We start from the raw sequence: 17,687 nt of genomic DNA on the forward strand, positions 1-17,687 counted from the left end.
GTGTAAGTAAGGGTTATTTGTAAATGCGACCAAAAGTCGAGAGAGGGATTTCCGGAAAAGACATAAACCGATGATGACCGTTATTGGCCAAGCTAAAGCCTTCGCTATTTCGGCAAAAAAGGTTAACCAATCCATAATTACAGCTTAGGAGCTAGGGAAGCCTATGTCTACTCGCCTAATTTTTTGAGTTGTGTGGGAGCGGGGCTGACGGGATAATTGGTACATGGCACTCGACGAACGGCAACGGGCGTATTTGAAGGAGATGGGCATTGACGTGTGGGAGCGGCGCGGGTTGCCTACTGCCATCGCCCCAACGCCGCCGGCTGCCATGGAGATTGCTGAAACACCTGCTCCCGCACTAAAGCCTGGATCTGCGCCGCAACTCATGTCGATGGCAACCACGACGAATGATGCCGATCATGCCAGCCGTGTCGCGGCGATGGATTGGGACGTGCTAGCGAAGACCGTGTCCGTATGCACTCGCTGCGGATTAGCGCAAGGCCGCATCCAAACTGTCTTTGGTGTCGGCAGCCGGCAGGCGCAGTGGATGATCATTGGCGAAGCGCCGGGCGCGGAGGAAGACAAGCAGGGCGAGCCGTTTGTGGGTCGCGCCGGCAAGTTATTAAACTCCATGCTGGAGGCGATAGGTCTCCAGCGCGAGGAAGCCTATATCGCGAATATCATCAAATGCAGGCCTCCCAACAATCGCGATCCGAAACCGGAGGAGGAGCACGCCTGCCGTGATTATCTGGAACGGCAGATCCGCCTGCTGCGGCCGAAGATCATTCTCGCGGTGGGGCGCATCGCCGCGCAAAACCTGATGAAGGTGGACACGCCGATCGGAAAGATGCGCGGCCACAAGTATGAATATCAAGACCTCGGCATCCCGGTGGTGATTACCTATCATCCGGCGTATCTGTTGCGCTCGCCGACGGAGAAGCGCAAGGCCTGGCAGGACTTGCTGTACGCGAAGAAGGTGTTTGCAGGTGAGGCATGAGCGCCGTCCGCGAAAGCGTGCCCATCCAATTCCGGCCCATGTCGGAGGCCGACCTGCGCGAAATCCTGGAGATCGAGCGCCAGTCCTATGACTTTCCGTGGTCGGCGGGCATCTTCCGCGATTGCCTGCGCGTGGGCTATCCCTGCTGGGTGTTGGAGGGCAACTGGCGCATGGACGCCTACGGCGTCATGACCGTCGCCATCGGCGAGGCGCACTTGCTCAATCTCTGCGTGCGGCCCGAGGCGCGGCGGATGGGGTATGGTCGCGCCATGCTGCACCAGTTGCTGAAGATCGCCCTGCAGCACCGCGCCGAGACCGCGTTTCTGGAGGTGCGCCCGTCCAACGAGGCGGCCCAACAGCTTTATGCCAGCGAAGGTTTCTGCGAGGTCGGCTACCGCCGCGCCTATTATCCCGCCCGCGAAGGCCGCGAAGACGCCCTCATCCTCGCCAAGTCGCTGGTTGTTCAGTAAACCCCAGGATCAGCGCGCCCTCTGCGCGACACCAGCCACTCATGGACAAGATTCAACACAGGCTGGCGGCCATACTCTGCGCGGATGTCAAGGATTACAGCCGCCATATGGGGCAGAGCGAGGAAGTCACCTTTCGGCTGTTGAATGAGTGCCGCACGATCATTGATGGATTGATCTCGTCGCATGGCGGGCGCATCGCCAACACCGCCGGCGACAGCGTGGTGGCCGAGTTCGGCAGCGTGGGGGACGCCGTGACCTGCGCAGTGAACATCCAGGAGAAAATCGGCGAGAAGATGGCGGGCCGCAAAGAGGACGAAAAGCTGGCCTATCGTATCGGCATCAACCTGGGCGACATCATCGTCAAGGGCAATGACATTCTCGGCGATGGCGTCAACGTCGCCGCGCGGCTGGAGGGCATCGCGGACGTCGGCGGGATCAACATCTCCGGCTCCGTGTACGACTGTGTCAAAAACAAGCTGCCTTATCAATTCAAATCGCTGGGCGAGAAGCAGTTGAAGAACATCGCCGAACCGATGCGGGTCTATCAGGTGCTGTTTGGGACGGACAAGGCCCACCGCAACTCGCTCAGGCCCGGTCATAAACTGCTGTGGTACCGCATCGACAGGGTGCTGGGGCAGGGTGGCTTCGGCATCACCTATCTCGCCTACGATGACAACCTGAAGCAGCAGGTCGCGATCAAGGAATATCTACCCGCCGAACTGGCCGTGCGCGAGCAGGACCAGTCGGTCCATCCAGTCATGGATACAGACGGCGAGAAGTTCAAGTGGGGCCTTGATCGATTCATCTCCGAGGCGCAGACCCTGGCCAAGTTCAAGCACCCCAACATCGTGCGCGTCGCGTCCGTGTTCACCGCCAACAACACCGGCTACATGGTGATGGAATACGAGAAGGGCGAGAGTCTTCAGGAAATCCTCACCCGTCGCAAAACCGTGGAGGAGGCCGAGTTGCTCAAGATCCTGCTGCCCATCCTGGACGGGCTGGAACAGGTGCACGCCAAGGGATTCATCCATCGCGACATCAAACCGGCCAACATCTTCATCCGCGAGGACGGCTCGCCGGTGCTGCTTGATTTCGGCTCGGCGCGCCAGGCGCTCGGCGAGCAGACCAAGACGCTGACCAGCCTGGTGTCCCCCGGATACGCGCCCTTCGAGCAGTACTACAGCAAGGGACAGGAGCAGGGCCCGTGGACGGACATCTACGGTCTCGGCGCCACCCTTTACCGGGCCGTCACCGGCCGGCCGCCCATGGACGCGATTGATCGCAGCAAGACCATCCTGGAGACGAAAAACGATGTCTTCGTCAGCGCCATGGAAGTGTGCCGGGGAAGATATTCCGAGCGTTTCCTCAAGGCCATCGATCACGCCCTCAAGTTCCGCCAGAAGGAGCGTCCCCAGAACATCGCCGAATGGCGCTTGGAATTCGGTGTGACCACCAAACAGCTCGCCGCGGTGGTGGCGGCCGAGGCGGCGGCGGAGACCGTCGCCGCCGCGGACACACAGCCCGCGCGGGTGGCGCCACAGCGCAAGGCTTACCGTGCCGAACTCATCGCACTGATCGTGGCGATGGTCGCCGCAGTGGGCTGGTACTATCGAATGGAACTGGAGCGGGTCCTGCATCCACCCGCGTCGACCGCGCCCGCACCCGTGCCACCCGCAGCACCGCCGGTGCAGGTTGAGGAGAAGAGCAAGTCTTCCGAAATCGCTGACTTGCTGGCGAAGGCCAAGACGGACATCGAGGCGTTGCGGCTGATCGGCGCCGACAGCAACAATGCTATCGCGCGTTACAAGAAAGTCCTGCAACTCGATCCCCAAAACTCGGAGGCGCAGCAGGGCATACGCGCCATCGCCGACAAGTTTGTGTCGCTGGCCATGAACGCCACCGCCGCCGCCAATTTCGACCAGGCGGGGAAATATCTGGATGAGGCAACCGCCATCTCACCCGATGCCCCTAATATCAAGCTGGCCCGCGATGATCTGAATTTGAAGAAAGCGGCGCAGACGCGTGCCGAGGCCGAAGCGAAGGCCGCCAAGGAGAAGCAAAAAGCAGTGCTGCAGGAGGCGGATGCAGCCATTGCGAGAGGCGACGTGCCGGCGGCACTGATCAAGCTCGAACAGGCGCGGACGCTTGGCGCGGATGCCGCGACCGTGGCCGCCTTGCGCGACAAGTTGCGCACGCGCATCACTGAACTTGCCGCGGCCGCGACGGCGGAGGCGAAGAAGGCGCTGCAGTCCGGCGATACCGCCGCCGCCCGCGCCGCCCTCCAGCGCGCCAGGGACTTGAAGGCCCAGGCAGACACCCTCGCCGCGCCATGACAATAATGCACATCCTTCGCAACCTCTTTTTGAGCATATTGTTGGCGTGCCCGGTGGCGCTGCCGGTGTACGTGATGGCACAGGCGCCGACTGACGAGGAACTCAAGGCGCTGGAGCAGCAGATAGAAAAGAAGGAGGCCGAGCAGGCTGAGGCCAAAAAGAAGGCGGAAGCCGAAGCCAAAAAGAAGGCCGAGGCCGAGCGCAAGAAAAAGGAGGAGGAAGCCGCGCAGCAGCGCGCCGCCGAGGAGGAAAAGAAAAAACAGGAGGAGGCGTCAAAACAAGCCGCCGAGGAAGCACAGCGCAAAGCGGAGGAGGAAAAACACCGGCAACAGCTTGAGCAGCAGCAACGAGTTGAATTCGACCGGGAAATGCGGGATGGGGATGCGGCGATGAACAAGAAGGACTATGCCCCGGCCTTGCAGGCTTATACCCGGGCGCTGACGTTCTTCCCGAATGACGCCACGGCGCTCGCCGGCCAAGCCAGGGCGAAGGAGTTTCAGGAGACCTGTAGCGCGCTGGTGGGCGAGTGGGACTGGGTTCTTGGCTCGACGACGATCGTGAACGCTGACGGCACGCTACAGAACCTCTCGCTCATCCCCAACCAGGGCAATTGGGAATGCACGGATCCTTCACAGAGAAAATTCACCCTGCACTGGGTCATCGGTGGCTGGGTTGATACGATAACCCTGTCCGAGGACCGCAACACGGTGGATGCCATCAACAATATCGGTGTCCGCTTTCAAGGCTTTCGCAAAGGCACGCAGAAGAAACCCCCACCGCGCAATCCGTTGTACGGGCCCTAGGCCTTAGTGCTGATAGGTGCCGAGCAGCACCGCCTGCGCCATGACGTGTCCCTCCATGGCCTGCTCGACGGCGATCTTCGCAGGCTTCCCGAGATCGGGCAGCACGGTGTCGAGCGCGTAGAGTTTGTGAAAATAACGGTGCCGGCCGATGGGCGGGCAGGGACCGCCGTAGCCCGTGCGCTTCCAGTCGTTGATGCCCTCCCGTGTGCCCGGCGGCAGTTCCGGGGGCTTGATGGCTTCCTTGAGACCGGTCGTAGTGGGCGGCAGGTTGTAGAGCACCCAGTGCACCCAGGTCATCTTCGGCGCCGCGGGGTCCGGCGCGTCCGGGTCGTCGATAATGAGTACCAGGCTTTTCGTACCGGCCGGCACTTCTGACCAGTTGAGCGCTGGTGATATATCCCTGCCGTCACAGGTATAGAGCGCGGGAATTGCGCCGTTGTTCTTGAACGCGGGTGATTCGATTTTCATATTGCCCTCCTCCTGTTCGTGCAGCGTGACCTCCGCCGCCGCTTCTGTAGCAGCAAACAGGGCTAGACTGCCCAGGCTCATCAGTAAATATGCACGCATGTCCGGGATTGGTCCATCTTCAGCGTCAAACTTGAGTAATTGCAATTCTAGATCAAATCCATGGCGGGTTCCGTTACTTCATGAGCCAACATACAATGACCGGCATGGACCATCCGACGCTGGAAGCTTTTGTAGGAAATACACCACTGGTGCATTTGCAGCGCCTGCCACAGCGCTGCGGCGTGCATGCGAGCAACGTCATCCTCGCTAAACTGGAGGGCAACAATCCCGCCGGTTCGGTGAAGGACCGGCCGGCGTTGTCGATGATCAAGCGCGCGCAGGAGCGCGGCGACATCAAGCCCGGTGACACGCTAATCGAGGCCACCAGCGGCAACACCGGCATCGCGCTGGCGATGGCGGCGGCGATCATGGGCTACCGCATGCTGCTGGTGATGCCGGAGCACCTGTCGCTGGAGCGGCGGCAGACCATGCGCGCCTTTGGCGCCGAATTCGTGCTGACGCCGGAGAAGGGCGGCATGGAGCAGGCGCGGGATATCGCCGAGGCCATGCGCGCCGAAGGCAAGGGCATCATCCTCGACCAGTTTGCCAACCCGGACAATCCGCGAGCGCACTACGAAGGCACCGGCCCGGAAATTTGGCGCGATACCAATGGCAAGATTACTCACTTCGTTTCGTCGATGGGCACGACCGGCACCATCATGGGGGTTTCCCGCTTCCTCAAGGAGAAAAATCCCGCCGTCCACATCATCGGCTGCCACCCGGCGGAGGGCTCGCAAATCCCAGGCATACGCAAATGGGCGCCGGCCTACCTGCCGAAGATCTTTGATCGTACGCGCGTCGATCGCGTCGAAGAGATAACGCAGAAGGAAGCCGAGGACATGACCCGCCGGCTGGCGGCGGAGGAGGGCATATTCGCCGGCATATCTTCCGGCGGCGCGACGTCGGTGGCGCTGCGCACCGCGCGTGAAGTCAAAAACGCGGTCATTGTGACTGTCATCTGCGATCGTGGCGACCGATACCTCTCTACCGGTGTTTTCCCGGCCTAGATTGCATTCCGCGCGCTTGTTCCCTCTGCTGCTGTTGGTCGCGGTTGAATTACCCGCGGTACCGTCATCCGTTCGCGCCGGGCCGCCGGTCACCAGTCACATGGAGTTCGGGAGACTGGAAGTCGCCGGCATCGGCGCAGATGGCGTCGCCGTGGACTGGCGGGCGGGAGCCGACGATCAGTCAACGCTGCATGCCACGGCGCACGCCTTGAATCTGCCGTCCGGCGTCACCCTTAATGAGGTTGATGTGACGTGTTCCGCGCTGGCCTGGGATGCGGCAAACATCCGCTGCGATCGGGGGGACATTGAGATCGGCGGGGCGAATGCCGCGAAGATCAAGGCGCCGGTGCATTTTGTTTATGACATGGAGCATGGGCGGCTTGCCCTCGACGTTAATCAGGCGGAATTCGCCAAGGGCACGGTAAGCGCAACGCTGACGCGTACGCCGTCAGACTGGCAGGCGGATATACACGGGGCGCAGTTGACGGTGCCGGAACTGCGCAAGTGGATGCAGAAGCTGGGCGTCTGGCCGGGCGGGTATACCGATGAGGCGGGCAAGGTGACATTTCATTTGACGGCGGCGGGCAACGCGTCGTCATGGACGCACGCCCGGATCGATCTCAATGCGTCTGATTTTTCCGTGACCGGGAAACATCTCGCCGATCACGCCGCATTCCATATCGAGGCCGCTGCCGAACAATCGGCGCAGGCTGGCATCGGGTTGCAGGGGCGGGCCGAATTGACCGCGGGCGCCATCTACGTCGAATCCGGCATGACCGTGCAGGATTATCACCCCGGCGCCACGCTGGAGGTGGCGGATGGGCCAATCACCGCGACATGGGACGCCGACTACGCGCCGGACGGGAAAACGCTGCAAATGCGGCGGTTTTCACTGAATCAACCCGGCGTTCTCAAACTCGCCGCCAGCGGTGATTTGGCGCCGGCCGCACCTGCGTCCGTGCGGCGGCTGGTGCTCACCGTGGACGATGTCGACATGCGCGCGGCCTACGAGCAGCACGTGAAGCCGATGTGCAGTCATATCGAAAGTTTGTGCGGCCTGGAAGCCGAGGGTCACTTGAGCGGCGAAATGACCTGGGAGAGTGACGGCGTTCATGATCTGCACGCGCGGTTCCGCGGGGTCTATCTGGACGATGCGCGCCGCCGTTTCCGGCTCTCGAACCTGGACGGTGATCTGCTGCTGAACGACGGTTCGACACCGATGGCCTCGGCGCTGCGCTGGGACAGCGCTTCACTCTATCGCCTCAATTTCGGCGGTGGGCGTGTGGCCATGAGTTCGAAAAACCGGCAGCTCGCCATCACTGAATGGAGCGACGTCCGGATTCTGGGCGGCACGCTCAAACTGGATCAATTCGAGATCGCCCGCGTCGGTCATCCCGACTTCAGCTTCAAGACGCGCGGCCGCCTTTCGCCGATTTCGATGCAGGACTTCTGCCAGGCGATGGGCTGGCCGGTCTTCTCCGGTCAGCTCTCCGGCGTGCTGCCGGAGATGACCTATGAGCACGACAACCTGTTCGTACACGGCGATTTGCTGATGAACCTTTTCGGCGGCGTGGTCGTGATTCACGATCTGCGCGTCGCCAGCCTGTTCGGCGACACGCCGGTTCTGACCACGGATGTGGCGATTGCCAACATCGACCTGGAGCAACTGACCAGCGCATTCTCCTTTGGTAAGATCGAAGGCAAGCTGGAGGGAGGCTTCAAGGATTTGAGACTGGAAAACTGGTCGCCGGTATATTTCGAGGCGCGTTTCCAGACGCCGCGGGACGACCACTCCCGGCACCGCATCAGCCAGCGGGCCGTCGACAATTTGAGCGCGATCGGCAGTGGCGGGGTCACCAGCTCGCTGTCACGCGGGTTCCTGCAGGTGTTCAAGGATTACTCGTATGATCAGCTGGGAATCGCGTGCCGCCTGTATCACGACGTTTGCGAGATGGATGGCGTGGCGCCGGCACCGGATGGCTTTTACATCGTGACGCGCGGCGGATTGATGCCGCCGTGGATCGATGTCAAGGGCACCGGTCACGCCATCCCGTGGAGCGATCTGGTGTACGGGCTGAAGCGGATCGCCAGCGGCGACATGCAGGTGCAATAAACAGCAGCAGGGCGGGGTTCAGACGGCATTCAGGCAACCCGCCGCAATTTCGACAGTCCAATTGAACGTCCGCGGTTTCAGGAAAAGGAGTGCAAGCATGCGCAAGATGAAGAGGGTGTTAGGACTGCTGTGGTTGCCGGCCCTGGCTGCCTGCGTGACGGTCAACGTGTATTTCCCGGCGGCGGCCGTGGAGCAGGCGGCGGATCGCATCGTCAAGGAAGTCTACGGCGTCAAGGCCGGGCAGCAGAAACAGCAGGAGGAAAAAAAGCAGGAGCCCGCGGGCGACAAGCGATCAGATGCGGCGGGGGTATCAATCTCCGCGCGATCCATCGCCATGCTGGATTGGATGATCGCGCCCGCGCTGGCACAGGCGCCGGACATTGATGTCTCCTCGCCGGCCATCAACAGGCTGAAGGGCACCATGCAGGCCCGTCATCAGCGGTTGGTGCCGTTTTACAACAGCGGCGCGGTTGGCATGACCAGCAACGGGCTGGTGGCGCTGCGTGATCCCAAGGCGGTGTCGTTGAAGGATCGCGGCGCGGTGAGCCAGCTGGTCGGCGAAGAAAATGCGGATCGCAACGTGTTGTACGGGGAAATCGCCAGGGCCAACGGCCATCCGGAATGGGAGCGCGAGGTCCGCACCATCTTCGATCGACGCTGGGTGGCCAATGCGCCGGGCGGCTGGTGGTTCCAGAACGCGAACGGCGACTGGGTGCAGAAATAATCCTGCGCCATTGAGCAAGTGTTCCCATTCGCGGTGGTAGAATCACTGCCGTGAACGTGCTTGTTTTTGACATTGAGACCGTGCCGGACGTGGAATCGGCGCGGCGCTTGCGGAACCTGGAGGGTCTGAGCGACGACGCCATCGCGAATCTTCTGTTTGCGCAGCGCCGGCAGGAGACCGAGGGCCGCTCCGATTTCCTCAAATACCCGCAGCATCGCATTGTCGCCATCGCCGCAGCGCTGCGGCGCGACGACAAGCTCAGTGTCTGGTCGCTGGCGGATGTCGGCGCCTCCGAACCTGACATCATCCGGCGTTTCTTCGACGGCATCGAGCGTTACACGCCGACGCTGGTTTCCTGGAACGGCGGCGGATTCGATCTGCCCGTGCTGCATTACCGCGCGCTGCTGCACGGCATCGCCGCGCCGCGCTACTGGGAGACTGGCGATGACGATCCGGCCTTCCGTTATAACAATTATCTCGGCCGCTTCCATTGGCGCCATACCGATCTGATGGACGTGCTGTCCGGCTATCAGGCGCGGGCCACCGCCTCGCTCGATGAGGTCGCGGGTCTGCTGGGCTTTCCCGGAAAACTGGGCATGGACGGCAGCCAGGTGTGGGACGCCTTTCAGCAAGGCCGGCTCGCCGAGATCCGCCAGTACTGCGAGACCGATGTCTTGAATACTTATCTGATCTTCCTGCGGTTCGAATTGATGCGGGGGCGGATCACCGATACCGCCTACGCCGCCGAGTGCCAGCGGCTGCGCGATTACTTGCGCGCCGAAGACAAGCCTCATTTCACAGAATTCCTCAATGCCTGGCCGGCGGCGTAACCCGGCCGTGGCCACCGCGCCGATCGTCGCCGCTGAAATTGAATCGCTGTCCCACGAGGGGCGCGGTGTCGCCCGCGTCGACGGCAAGGCGGTATTTGTCGACAACGCCCTGCCGGGCGAGCAGGTGACGTTACGCTACACACGCCGGCGCAAGCGTTACGACGAGGCTGTGGCGGTGGAAATCATCCGGGCCTCGCCGGATCGGATCGCGCCGCGTTGCCCTTATTACGGCGTGTGCGGCGGTTGCAACCTGCAACATCTGCGATCGGGGTCACAGATCGCGCACAAGCAGAAGACCATGCTTGAACATCTGGCCCATGCCGGAGGTTTGCGGCCAGTGCGTGTGCTACCGCCGGTGACGGGCTCGATATGGAATTACCGCCGCCGCGCCAGGCTGAGTGCGCGATACGTGCAGAAAAAAGAAAGCGTGCTGATCGGTTTTCACGAGAAGTCAGGAAATTTTATCGCCGACATTACAAGCTGCGAGGTGCTGGATTCAGGAGTAAGCGTGCTGCTGCCCGCCTTGCGTGAATTGATGAATTCACTGTCGCTACGCACGGACGTACCGCAGATCGAAGTCGCCATCGCCGAGCAACAGGTGGCGCTGGTAATCCGGCATCTTATCCCATGTACTGAAGCTGATCTGCGACTATTGCGCGATTTTGCCGCCGTGCACGGCATTCTGTTTTATCTGCAACCGGGAGGGGTGGAATCACTGCAGTCGCTGGATCAATCACCAGCGCTGAAATATCGTCTGCCGGCGCACGGTATTGAAATTGAATTTCAACCGCTCGATTTCATTCAAACGCATGCCGGCATCAATGCAGCGGCGATAGACCTGGTCATCGCCTTGCTGGAGCCCCAGCCTGGAGATGTGGTATTGGAGTTGTTCTGCGGGCTGGGTAATTTCACGCTGCCGCTGGCGCGACGCGTGCGCCGCATTGTGGGTGTTGAGGGAGAACGCGGACTTGTTGATCGCGCGCGCGCCAACGCCGCGCGCAATAAGGTGACCAACGCCGAATTCGTGCAGGCCAATCTCACAACGGCAACACCGCCCGCCGGGAATTACACCAAACTACTGCTCGACCCGCCACGCACCGGCGCGCAAGACATTATTCGCCGGTTGAATCTGACGAGGGTGCAGCGGTTGGTCTATGTGTCCTGCAATCCCGCCACACTGGCGCGCGATGCCGCGTTGCTGGTGAAGGAACACGGCCTTAAGCTGGAGAGCGTGGGCATCATGGACATGTTTCCCCACACCGCCCACGTCGAATCCATCGCCCTTTTTTCCCGCTGAAAAGCGGGCGATTCGCGTGAGCAAATCAAGCGTTAATTGGGCGGCACAGCGGCCTGTTTCGATGGTATATAGGAGAGGGTTTGCACCGGTTCATTGCCGGTGAGTTGTTCGTGCTGGTTCCAGAGTTCAAGTCCCTTCAGGCCGACGTCGTAGTCATTGCCGGCGTTCCACAGCAGAAAATCCGACACGCCAATGTCATGGCTGGCGAGAATTTGCGTGGTGACGTAATCCGGGTGGTAGTGATCCTTCACGCGGTAATGAAAGGCCTGCAACCAGGGGCGAATGCGCGCGCCGCCCTCGGTGACCAGCCGCGAGGTTTTGATCATTCCCTCATAGACAAAGAAATAAGGTTCCCAGGCGGGATACATGTGGCCCTCAAACGGCGGATAAAAGTGCGAGGGGTAAAGCATGGGACTGATCACGTCCACGTAATGGCTGAGCGTCGCCAGTCGCTGACCGGTGACGTCGATGTCACGCTGCTTGCTCCAGGCCATGACGCCGTACACGTCGACGGAGATCAGCACGCCCTTGGGATGCAGCAGTTCGCCGGCGCGCTTCAAGAAATCAGCGAGTACTTCGTACTTGGGTGTGGACTGTGGATCGAAGGAGTACGCGATGTCGGCCAGTTCACCCTCGGCGGGGAAGCGGATATAGTCAAACTGAATTTCATCAATGCCCATTGACGCGACTTCCGCCGCCAGTGCGAGGTTGTAGTCCTGCACCTCCGTGTTGGCGGGATCCGCCCATACCTGCTTGCCGTGCTGCTTCCACGGCGCGCCGGATTTCGACTTCAGCGTGAGGCGCGGCTCGTTCTCCGCCAGTTGGCGATCGTAAAACACCACGTGCCGGGCGACTACGTGGATGTCCTGAGCGTGCAGCAGATTGATGAGCTTGGGCAGATCGCGGATGGGCCCGTGTTCGCTGGCGTTGATCTTCTGCGCCAGCGGCACCTGCGACTTGTAGGCCACCACGCCATTCATGTCCTTGATGTCGATGACCACGGTGTTGATGCCGGCGGGTTTCATCTGTTTGACCAGACTCAGGACCCGCTGCGTCGCCGCCGAGGTCATGGTGATGTAAATCCCGCGCGCGGGAAAGTCCTTGTTCTGCGGCACAGTCTGCGCCGTGAGGGGAATGGTGCGCAATCCGGGGATGATGATCTCTTTCCCAGGCGACAGCCATGCGCCGGTCAGATGGTTCTGTTCGCGTATGGCCTGTGCCAGTTGGTCCGGCGTGTAGTAATCCGTGAAATAAAGATATTTCTGGCAAAGCCAGCCGAGCGATTGCCCGTGTTGCACGGTGTGTATGAGCCGGCCGTCGCGATATTCTCCACCCGGCGGCAGATTGTCGCGCAGTTGATCCTCCAGACCGGCGGCCAACGCCGTGCCATCTGGAACGGAATCCGTGGGTGCGGAGGGCGCCGGGGTGGCAGTTTCCGTGGCAGGGGCGACGAGGGGTTCCTCCGCCCATGCGGCCATCGTGATCCACCATAGTATCGCAGCCGCGGTATATTTCGCCGGAATGTGCGTGAGAGTGCGGTTCATTATGTTAGTGTAATTGCCCATGGCGGCTGGAGTCTATGGCAGGTTGACGATGGCGGTGAGAGGTGTCCTGTTCTACGCGCTTCTATCGGCGCTGCAGGCGGTCTGGGGACGTGCCCTGCCCGAGGTGGCGCCCGAGACCGTGGGCATGGATGCCAATACGTTGACGGAGATCGCCCCGCTGGTCGAGGAGGGTATCCGCCGTGGTGATTATCCCGGCGCTGTCGTGCTCATCGGGCGGGGACATCAAATCGTTTATTTCCAGGCATTCGGCCGGCGCGAGGTCAGGCCCAAACCGGAGCCGATGACGCGCGATACGATTTTTGATCTCGCCTCGCTGACCAAGGTGGTCGCCACCGCACCCGCCATCATGCAACTGGTGGAAAACGGCCGGTTGACCCTGGAGGACAAATTGTCGAAATGGGTGCCGGCGTGCGATCGCGCCGACAAGCGCGCCATCACCCTGCACAATCTGCTGGCGCATGACTCGGGCCTGCGTTCGGGATTCGAGGAACCTCTCCTGGAAAAAATCCACGGCTATGAAGATGGCATAAGGCTCGCATGCGATCAGAAGGCCTTTGGCCCACCCGGCAGGCAATTCCGCTACAGCGATCTTAATTACATCCTGTTGGGCGAAGTGGTGCGTGTCGCCAGTGGGCAACCGCTGGATGTCTATGTCAGGGAGACCCTGTTTCAGCCGCTCGAGATGACCGATACTTCGTTTCGTCCTCCGGAGGCGTTGAAAGATCGCATCGCCGCCACGGATGTGATGACCGGAGAGGTGGAGGACGGAGTGGCCTACCGCATGGGTGGCGTGGCCGGCCATGCGGGCGTGTACAGCACCGCCGCCGATCTGGCGTTGTACTGCGCCATGCTGCTGTCGGGCGGCGCCGACGATCGTGGCGTGCGTGTCCTGAGCCCGCTGACGGTCGCGCGCATGACGACGCCGGCGACGGATCACGCCACGGGTGTCCGCGGTCTGGGATTTGACATAGACACGGCCTACTCCGGCGCGCGCGGCGATTTGTTTCCTTATGGCTCCTACGGCCACACCGGTTACAGCGGCACGTCGATCTGGCTCGATCCCGGCAGCGGCGTATTCGTGATCATTCTCACCAATCGCCTGCATCCTGACGGCCATGGCGATGTCCGCGACTTGCGCACGCGCGTGGCGACACTGGCCGCCGCCGCCATCCGCGATATCGGCGGGATGGCGGAACAGGACAAAGCCGCCCTGCCGGTGAAGGCGGGGATCGATGTCCTGCGCGAACGCAATTTCGAGCCGCTGCGGGGCAAGCGGATCGGTTTGCTGACACAGCGCAATGACACGGCCGCTGATGGCCGCACCACAATCGATGTCTTGCGCGGCGCGCCCGAAATCAAACTTACGGTCCTGTTCACACCGGAGCATGGCCTGGATGCGGACGCCAATGGCGTTGTCGCCTCCGCCACCGATCCGGAGACCGGGCTGCCGGTGTACTCCCTGTATGGCGCCGACAAAAAACCCACGGCGGAGATGCTGCGCGGGGTCGATGCCGTGGTCATCGATTTACAGGATGTGGGCGCGCAAATCTACACCTACATGACGACAATGGCGTATATGCTGGAAGCCGCCGCCGCGCAGCATGTGCCCATATTCGTACTGGATCGCCCCAATCCCATCAACGGCACCGACGTCGAGGGACCGCGGCCGGACGCGGACCAGCCGGCATTCACGCATTATTTTCCGATGGCCCTGCGGCATGGCCTGACCATGGGCGAACTGGCCACCCTCTTCAACGCCGAGAAAAAGATCAACGCGGATTTGACGGTGATCCCCATGGAGAATTGGCGCCGTCCGGACTGGTTCGACGATACCGGCCTGGTGTGGAGAAATCCCTCGCCCAATCTCCGCTCATTGACGCAGGCCCTGTTGTACGCGGGCATCGGGGCCATCGAAGACACGGCGATCTCGGTGGGGCGCGGCACCGACGCGCCATTCGAGCAAATCGGCGCGCCGTGGATCGACGGCGCGCGCCTGGCGCAGACTCTGAACACGCAGTCGCCGCCCGGCGTGCGCTTTTACCCCGTGCAATTCATGCCGACCGCGGCGCCATATGCCGGACAAAACTGTCAGGGGGTGCATCTGCTGGTTACGGATCGTAACCGCTTTCGTCCCGTGCGCACCGCGCTTGAGATTGCCGTGGCGTTGCATCGCCTGTCCGGCGTAGATTATTCCTTGCAGAAACAGCCCGGCCTGCTCGGTTCGAAACATATTCTGGAGCAGGTATTGTCCGGCGACAGTGCCGCCAAAATCGCCGCCGGCTGGGAGGCGGATGAACGCGCATGGCGGCAATTACGCCAGCAATATCTGCTTTACCATTGAACATGTTCGTGCGCACGACGCTGTCGGTCGTGTTGTTTTTCCTCCTGCCGATGAACGCGTGGCCGCAGGAGGTGGTGCGCATGGGTTTGAGCACGGCACCGGTGACCTTGCACCCGCTTTTTGCGACCGACGCGGTATCCGAACGCATCGACCGGTTGTTGTATGAGCGGCTGGTGGACTTCGACGATCGCTACCGTCCGGTACCGGCACTGGCGGATTGGGAGGAGATCGATCCCACGCATTACCGCTTCACGCTGCGCGGTGCGCACCGATTTCATGATGGAACGCCGCTTACCGCCGCCGACGTACAGGCCACCTATGCCTATGTGCTGGACGCGGCGCACGCCTCGCCGCACCGCCAGACCGTCAGCATGATCGCGGAAATCAAAACACAGAATGAACGGCAGATCGATTTCATTCTGACCCGCCCCGATCCGTTGTTCCCCGGCCGCATGACGCTGGGAATAGTTCCCGCGCGCGTCTTGTCCGCGGACGCCGAGGCGCTGCGGCGTCATCCACTCGGCAGCGGGCCGCTGCGCTTCGTGGCGTGGCCGGATGAGACGCATCTGATTCTGGAGCGCGTGGCCGATCACGCCCGCGTGGAGTTTCTGGTCGTGCCCAACCCCGTGGTGCGGGCGTTGAAGATCGCCCGCGGTGAAATCGATCTACTGCAGGGCGATCTGCTGCCGGAGCTGTACCGCTGGTTGCAGCAACGGCCGCAAATCCGATTGCAAAAGCGTGCCGGTGACACGGTGGCCTATCTGGGGTTCAACATGGATGATCCCGCCTTGCGCGATGTACGTGTGCGCACCGCCATCGCCCAGGCCATTGATCGGGAGGCCATCATTCATCAGGTATTGGACGGCGATGCCCGGCCGGCCAATGGCGTCCTGCCGCCGAATCACTGGGCGGGCGCAGGTGATGCGCCGGGCCGGCGTTACGATCCGATGGCGGCACGCGCGGTACTGGCGGCGGCGGGTTATGGCCCGGCCCGGCCGTTGCGGCTGGTGTACAAGACATCCAGCGATCCGCTGCGCGTGCGGCTGGCGTCGATCTTCCAGCAGCAGTTGCAAGATGTCGGCGTGGAGGTCGATCTGCGCAGCAATGACTGGGGCACGTTTTATGACGATATCAAGGCCGGACGTTTCCAGATGTACGGGTTATCCTGGGTCGGACTGAAACTGCCGGACATCTACCGCTATGCCTTTCACTCGGGCTCGGTGCCGCCTGCGGGCGCCAACCGCGGCCGTTACAAGAGCGGGCAGGTCGATGCGCTTCTCGATCAGGCGGATCGCGCGGATTCTGTTGATCGGCAGCAATCGATTTACCACGACATTGCCGCCATCCTGCTGCAGGAATTGCCCATTGTGCCCCTGTGGTATGAAGATGTGGTGGCCGTGATGCGCGGTGATGTGCGGGGATATACTTTGTCGCCTGATGGGAATTATGATGGGTTGGTGACGATCCGGCACGGCGGCCGGACAAATAATTGATGAACACGCCCCACATTGAAATTGATTTGGCAAGCCAATCATTGCGGTTGCTGGATGACGCCGACACCGTGCTCATGACCTGTGCCGTCTCGGCCGCCCGCAACGGGCCCGGCGAGAAACTGAACAGCGAATGCACCCCGCGCGGCTGGCACTGCATCGAGGCCAAGATCGGTGAAGGCTGCCCGGTCAACACCGTGTTTGTGAACCGCGAACCCACCGGCGAAATCTACTCGCGGACCCTGCGTGATCAGTCGCCGGGACGGGACTGGATTTTGACCCGTATCCTCTGGCTACGGGGCCTCGAGGCGGGCCGCAATCTGGGCGGCGATGTGGACACGCACGCGCGTTACATTTACCTGCATGGGACGCCGGATGAAGTGCCGATGGGCGCGCCGGGATCGCGCGGCTGCATACGCATGCGCAACACCGATCTGCTGGCCCTGTATGATTTGATCGAAGTCGGCACGCGCGTTTTGATTGATTGATCCAGGGAGCCCGGCATGAACAAACCGACACCCGCCGGCGGCCAGTCCGTGGAGCATATCGAAGCGCGCCTGGATCGGAAGGGCGAACGTATCGAGGACGCGAACCGAGGATTACGTTACGGACGGATACCGCAATAGTTTTTAAGCAAACCGGTCAGCGGTTGCGGGCCACTTCGCGCAGCAACCCCGCCGCAAAACGCCTGATCTGCACGTCGTAGAGTGCCAGTTCGCCGCCGATCTTGATCATGGCCAATGCCAGTCGACCGATCAACAGCAGCATCAACAATACAATCGGCCAGGCGATGAAATAGGAAAACCGGAATGTCTCCTCGGTCTTGGTGGCCGGCGCTGCCGCCGGGACAGCAGATCTGGCGTCGGGGGATGCGCCCGTCGCATCTGGCGCCGCGGTGTCCTCCGCGCCGATGCCGTGTTTGGGGGTCAGCAGCCTGTCGACATGCGAGGCGTTTTCAATGGCCGTCGCGAAGTGTTCCACGGTGGGTCGCGCCGGGTCATGGTACAGCGCCCAGACTTCCTCGATCAGATTCACCGCCGTCCATGTTCCGATCCCCAGCAGCGCCAGTCCTGTCAGTCTGACCAGGGTGTTGAGCAGGCTGCTGGCAAATGTTGCGAGTGTCAGACCGCCGGATTCATCGTCCACGGGA

At 61.6% G+C, this 17,687-nt stretch carries 16 protein-coding genes; 13 read left to right on the forward strand and 3 right to left on the reverse strand.

The window, feature by feature from the left end; genetic code table 11:
* Nucleotides 1-223: 223 nt before the first annotated feature.
* Genes VMH34_07505 through VMH34_07520 form a run of 4 tightly spaced genes read left to right on the forward strand, consistent with a single transcriptional unit; the run spans nucleotide 224 to nucleotide 4,603 of the window.
* Nucleotides 224-997, forward strand: a complete 774-nt coding sequence (locus VMH34_07505; protein ID HTT08621.1) for a uracil-DNA glycosylase — start codon at nucleotides 224-226, stop codon at nucleotides 995-997.
* Nucleotides 994-1,467, forward strand: a complete 474-nt coding sequence (rimI, locus tag VMH34_07510; GenBank protein ID HTT08622.1) for a ribosomal protein S18-alanine N-acetyltransferase — start codon at nucleotides 994-996, stop codon at nucleotides 1,465-1,467. Before VMH34_07505 ends, rimI begins: the two co-directional genes overlap by 4 nt.
* A 41-nt stretch (nucleotides 1,468-1,508) precedes the next feature.
* Nucleotides 1,509-3,800, forward strand: a complete 2,292-nt coding sequence (locus VMH34_07515) for a protein kinase (GenBank protein ID HTT08623.1) — start codon at nucleotides 1,509-1,511, stop codon at nucleotides 3,798-3,800.
* Between the two features lie 29 nt (nucleotides 3,801-3,829).
* Nucleotides 3,830-4,603, forward strand: coding sequence for a hypothetical protein (locus VMH34_07520; GenBank protein ID HTT08624.1), 774 nt, complete (start codon nucleotides 3,830-3,832; stop codon nucleotides 4,601-4,603).
* 3 nt (nucleotides 4,604-4,606) lie between these two features.
* Here the strand turns inward: VMH34_07520 and VMH34_07525 are convergent, their stop codons facing one another.
* A complete protein-coding gene (locus tag VMH34_07525) occupies nucleotides 4,607-5,071 on the reverse strand; it encodes a YbhB/YbcL family Raf kinase inhibitor-like protein (GenBank protein HTT08625.1) in 465 nt (154 codons plus the stop codon).
* 203 nt (nucleotides 5,072-5,274) lie between these two features.
* On the opposite strand from VMH34_07525, the gene cysM reads away from it, so the two are divergent.
* The 5 genes from cysM (at nucleotide 5,275) to rlmD (ending at nucleotide 11,141) form a co-directional block, all read left to right on the forward strand.
* Nucleotides 5,275-6,177: a cysteine synthase CysM gene (gene cysM / locus VMH34_07530; GenBank protein ID HTT08626.1), complete on the forward strand. Its 903-nt coding sequence runs from the start codon at nucleotides 5,275-5,277 to the stop codon at nucleotides 6,175-6,177.
* Between the two features lie 100 nt (nucleotides 6,178-6,277).
* Entirely contained in the window at nucleotides 6,278-8,290 is a 2,013-nt protein-coding gene (locus tag VMH34_07535; GenBank protein HTT08627.1) for a hypothetical protein, read from the forward strand.
* A 97-nt stretch (nucleotides 8,291-8,387) separates the two neighbouring features.
* Nucleotides 8,388-9,014, forward strand: coding sequence for a YdbL family protein (locus tag VMH34_07540; protein HTT08628.1), 627 nt, complete (start codon nucleotides 8,388-8,390; stop codon nucleotides 9,012-9,014).
* A gap of 50 nt (nucleotides 9,015-9,064) precedes the next feature.
* The gene (locus VMH34_07545; GenBank protein ID HTT08629.1) at nucleotides 9,065-9,844 is read left to right on the forward strand and encodes a 3'-5' exonuclease; all 780 of its coding nucleotides are present in this window, start codon (nucleotides 9,065-9,067) and stop codon (nucleotides 9,842-9,844) included.
* Between the two features lie 7 nt (nucleotides 9,845-9,851).
* Nucleotides 9,852-11,141 carry a 23S rRNA (uracil(1939)-C(5))-methyltransferase RlmD gene (gene rlmD, locus VMH34_07550; protein ID HTT08630.1) on the forward strand — a complete coding sequence of 430 codons (1,290 nt, stop codon included), beginning with the start codon at nucleotides 9,852-9,854 and terminating at the stop codon, nucleotides 11,139-11,141.
* A 32-nt stretch (nucleotides 11,142-11,173) separates the two neighbouring features.
* Here the strand turns inward: rlmD and VMH34_07555 are convergent, their stop codons facing one another.
* Nucleotides 11,174-12,685 carry a putative glycoside hydrolase gene (locus VMH34_07555; protein ID HTT08631.1) on the reverse strand — a complete coding sequence of 504 codons (1,512 nt, stop codon included), beginning with the start codon at nucleotides 12,683-12,685 and terminating at the stop codon, nucleotides 11,174-11,176.
* Nucleotides 12,686-12,704: 19 nt separating this feature from the next.
* Between VMH34_07555 and VMH34_07560 the strand changes: the two genes are divergently transcribed.
* Genes VMH34_07560 through VMH34_07575 form a run of 4 tightly spaced genes read left to right on the forward strand, consistent with a single transcriptional unit; the run spans nucleotide 12,705 to nucleotide 17,163 of the window.
* Nucleotides 12,705-15,047 (forward strand): exo-beta-N-acetylmuramidase NamZ domain-containing protein, encoded by a 2,343-nt coding sequence (locus tag VMH34_07560; GenBank protein HTT08632.1) that lies wholly within the window; start codon nucleotides 12,705-12,707, stop codon nucleotides 15,045-15,047.
* Between the two features lie 2 nt (nucleotides 15,048-15,049).
* Nucleotides 15,050-16,540, forward strand: a complete 1,491-nt coding sequence (locus tag VMH34_07565; protein HTT08633.1) for an ABC transporter substrate-binding protein — start codon at nucleotides 15,050-15,052, stop codon at nucleotides 16,538-16,540.
* On the forward strand, nucleotides 16,540-17,025 hold the full coding sequence (locus VMH34_07570; GenBank protein HTT08634.1) for a L,D-transpeptidase: 486 nt from the start codon (nucleotides 16,540-16,542) through the stop codon (nucleotides 17,023-17,025). The genes VMH34_07565 and VMH34_07570 overlap by 1 nt, the downstream gene beginning before the upstream one ends.
* Nucleotides 17,026-17,040: 15 nt before the next feature.
* Complete coding sequence (locus VMH34_07575) at nucleotides 17,041-17,163, forward strand: hypothetical protein (GenBank protein HTT08635.1); 123 nt, start codon at nucleotides 17,041-17,043, stop codon at nucleotides 17,161-17,163.
* Between the two features lie 16 nt (nucleotides 17,164-17,179).
* On the opposite strand, the gene VMH34_07580 is transcribed toward VMH34_07575, so the two are convergent.
* On the reverse strand, nucleotides 17,180-17,683 hold the full coding sequence (locus tag VMH34_07580) for a hypothetical protein (protein ID HTT08636.1): 504 nt from the start codon (nucleotides 17,681-17,683) through the stop codon (nucleotides 17,180-17,182).
* Nucleotides 17,684-17,687 lie beyond the last annotated feature (4 nt).

The sequence above is a fragment of the Gammaproteobacteria bacterium genome (genome assembly GCA_035501935.1).
GTDB lineage: Bacteria > Pseudomonadota > Gammaproteobacteria > JAJPIJ01 > JAJPIJ01 > JAJPIJ01.

What these genes read in the sequence shown, in the direction of transcription:
- VMH34_07525 (HTT08625.1), bottom strand. Translation starts at nt 5,071, where the DNA reads ATGAAAATCGAATCACCCGCGTTCAAGAACAACGGCGCAATTCCCGCG.
- rimI (HTT08622.1), top strand. Translation starts at nt 994, where the DNA reads ATGAGCGCCGTCCGCGAAAGCGTGCCCATCCAATTCCGGCCCATGTCG.
- VMH34_07570 (HTT08634.1), top strand. Translation starts at nt 16,540, where the DNA reads ATGAACACGCCCCACATTGAAATTGATTTGGCAAGCCAATCATTGCGG.
- VMH34_07565 (HTT08633.1), top strand. Translation starts at nt 15,050, where the DNA reads ATGTTCGTGCGCACGACGCTGTCGGTCGTGTTGTTTTTCCTCCTGCCG.
- VMH34_07515 (HTT08623.1), top strand. Translation starts at nt 1,509, where the DNA reads ATGGACAAGATTCAACACAGGCTGGCGGCCATACTCTGCGCGGATGTC.
- VMH34_07575 (HTT08635.1), top strand. Translation starts at nt 17,041, where the DNA reads ATGAACAAACCGACACCCGCCGGCGGCCAGTCCGTGGAGCATATCGAA.
- cysM (HTT08626.1), top strand. Translation starts at nt 5,275, where the DNA reads ATGGACCATCCGACGCTGGAAGCTTTTGTAGGAAATACACCACTGGTG.
- VMH34_07540 (HTT08628.1), top strand. Translation starts at nt 8,388, where the DNA reads ATGCGCAAGATGAAGAGGGTGTTAGGACTGCTGTGGTTGCCGGCCCTG.
- VMH34_07555 (HTT08631.1), bottom strand. Translation starts at nt 12,685, where the DNA reads ATGAACCGCACTCTCACGCACATTCCGGCGAAATATACCGCGGCTGCG.
- VMH34_07535 (HTT08627.1), top strand. Translation starts at nt 6,278, where the DNA reads ATGGAGTTCGGGAGACTGGAAGTCGCCGGCATCGGCGCAGATGGCGTC.
- VMH34_07505 (HTT08621.1), top strand. Translation starts at nt 224, where the DNA reads ATGGCACTCGACGAACGGCAACGGGCGTATTTGAAGGAGATGGGCATT.
- VMH34_07560 (HTT08632.1), top strand. Translation starts at nt 12,705, where the DNA reads ATGGCGGCTGGAGTCTATGGCAGGTTGACGATGGCGGTGAGAGGTGTC.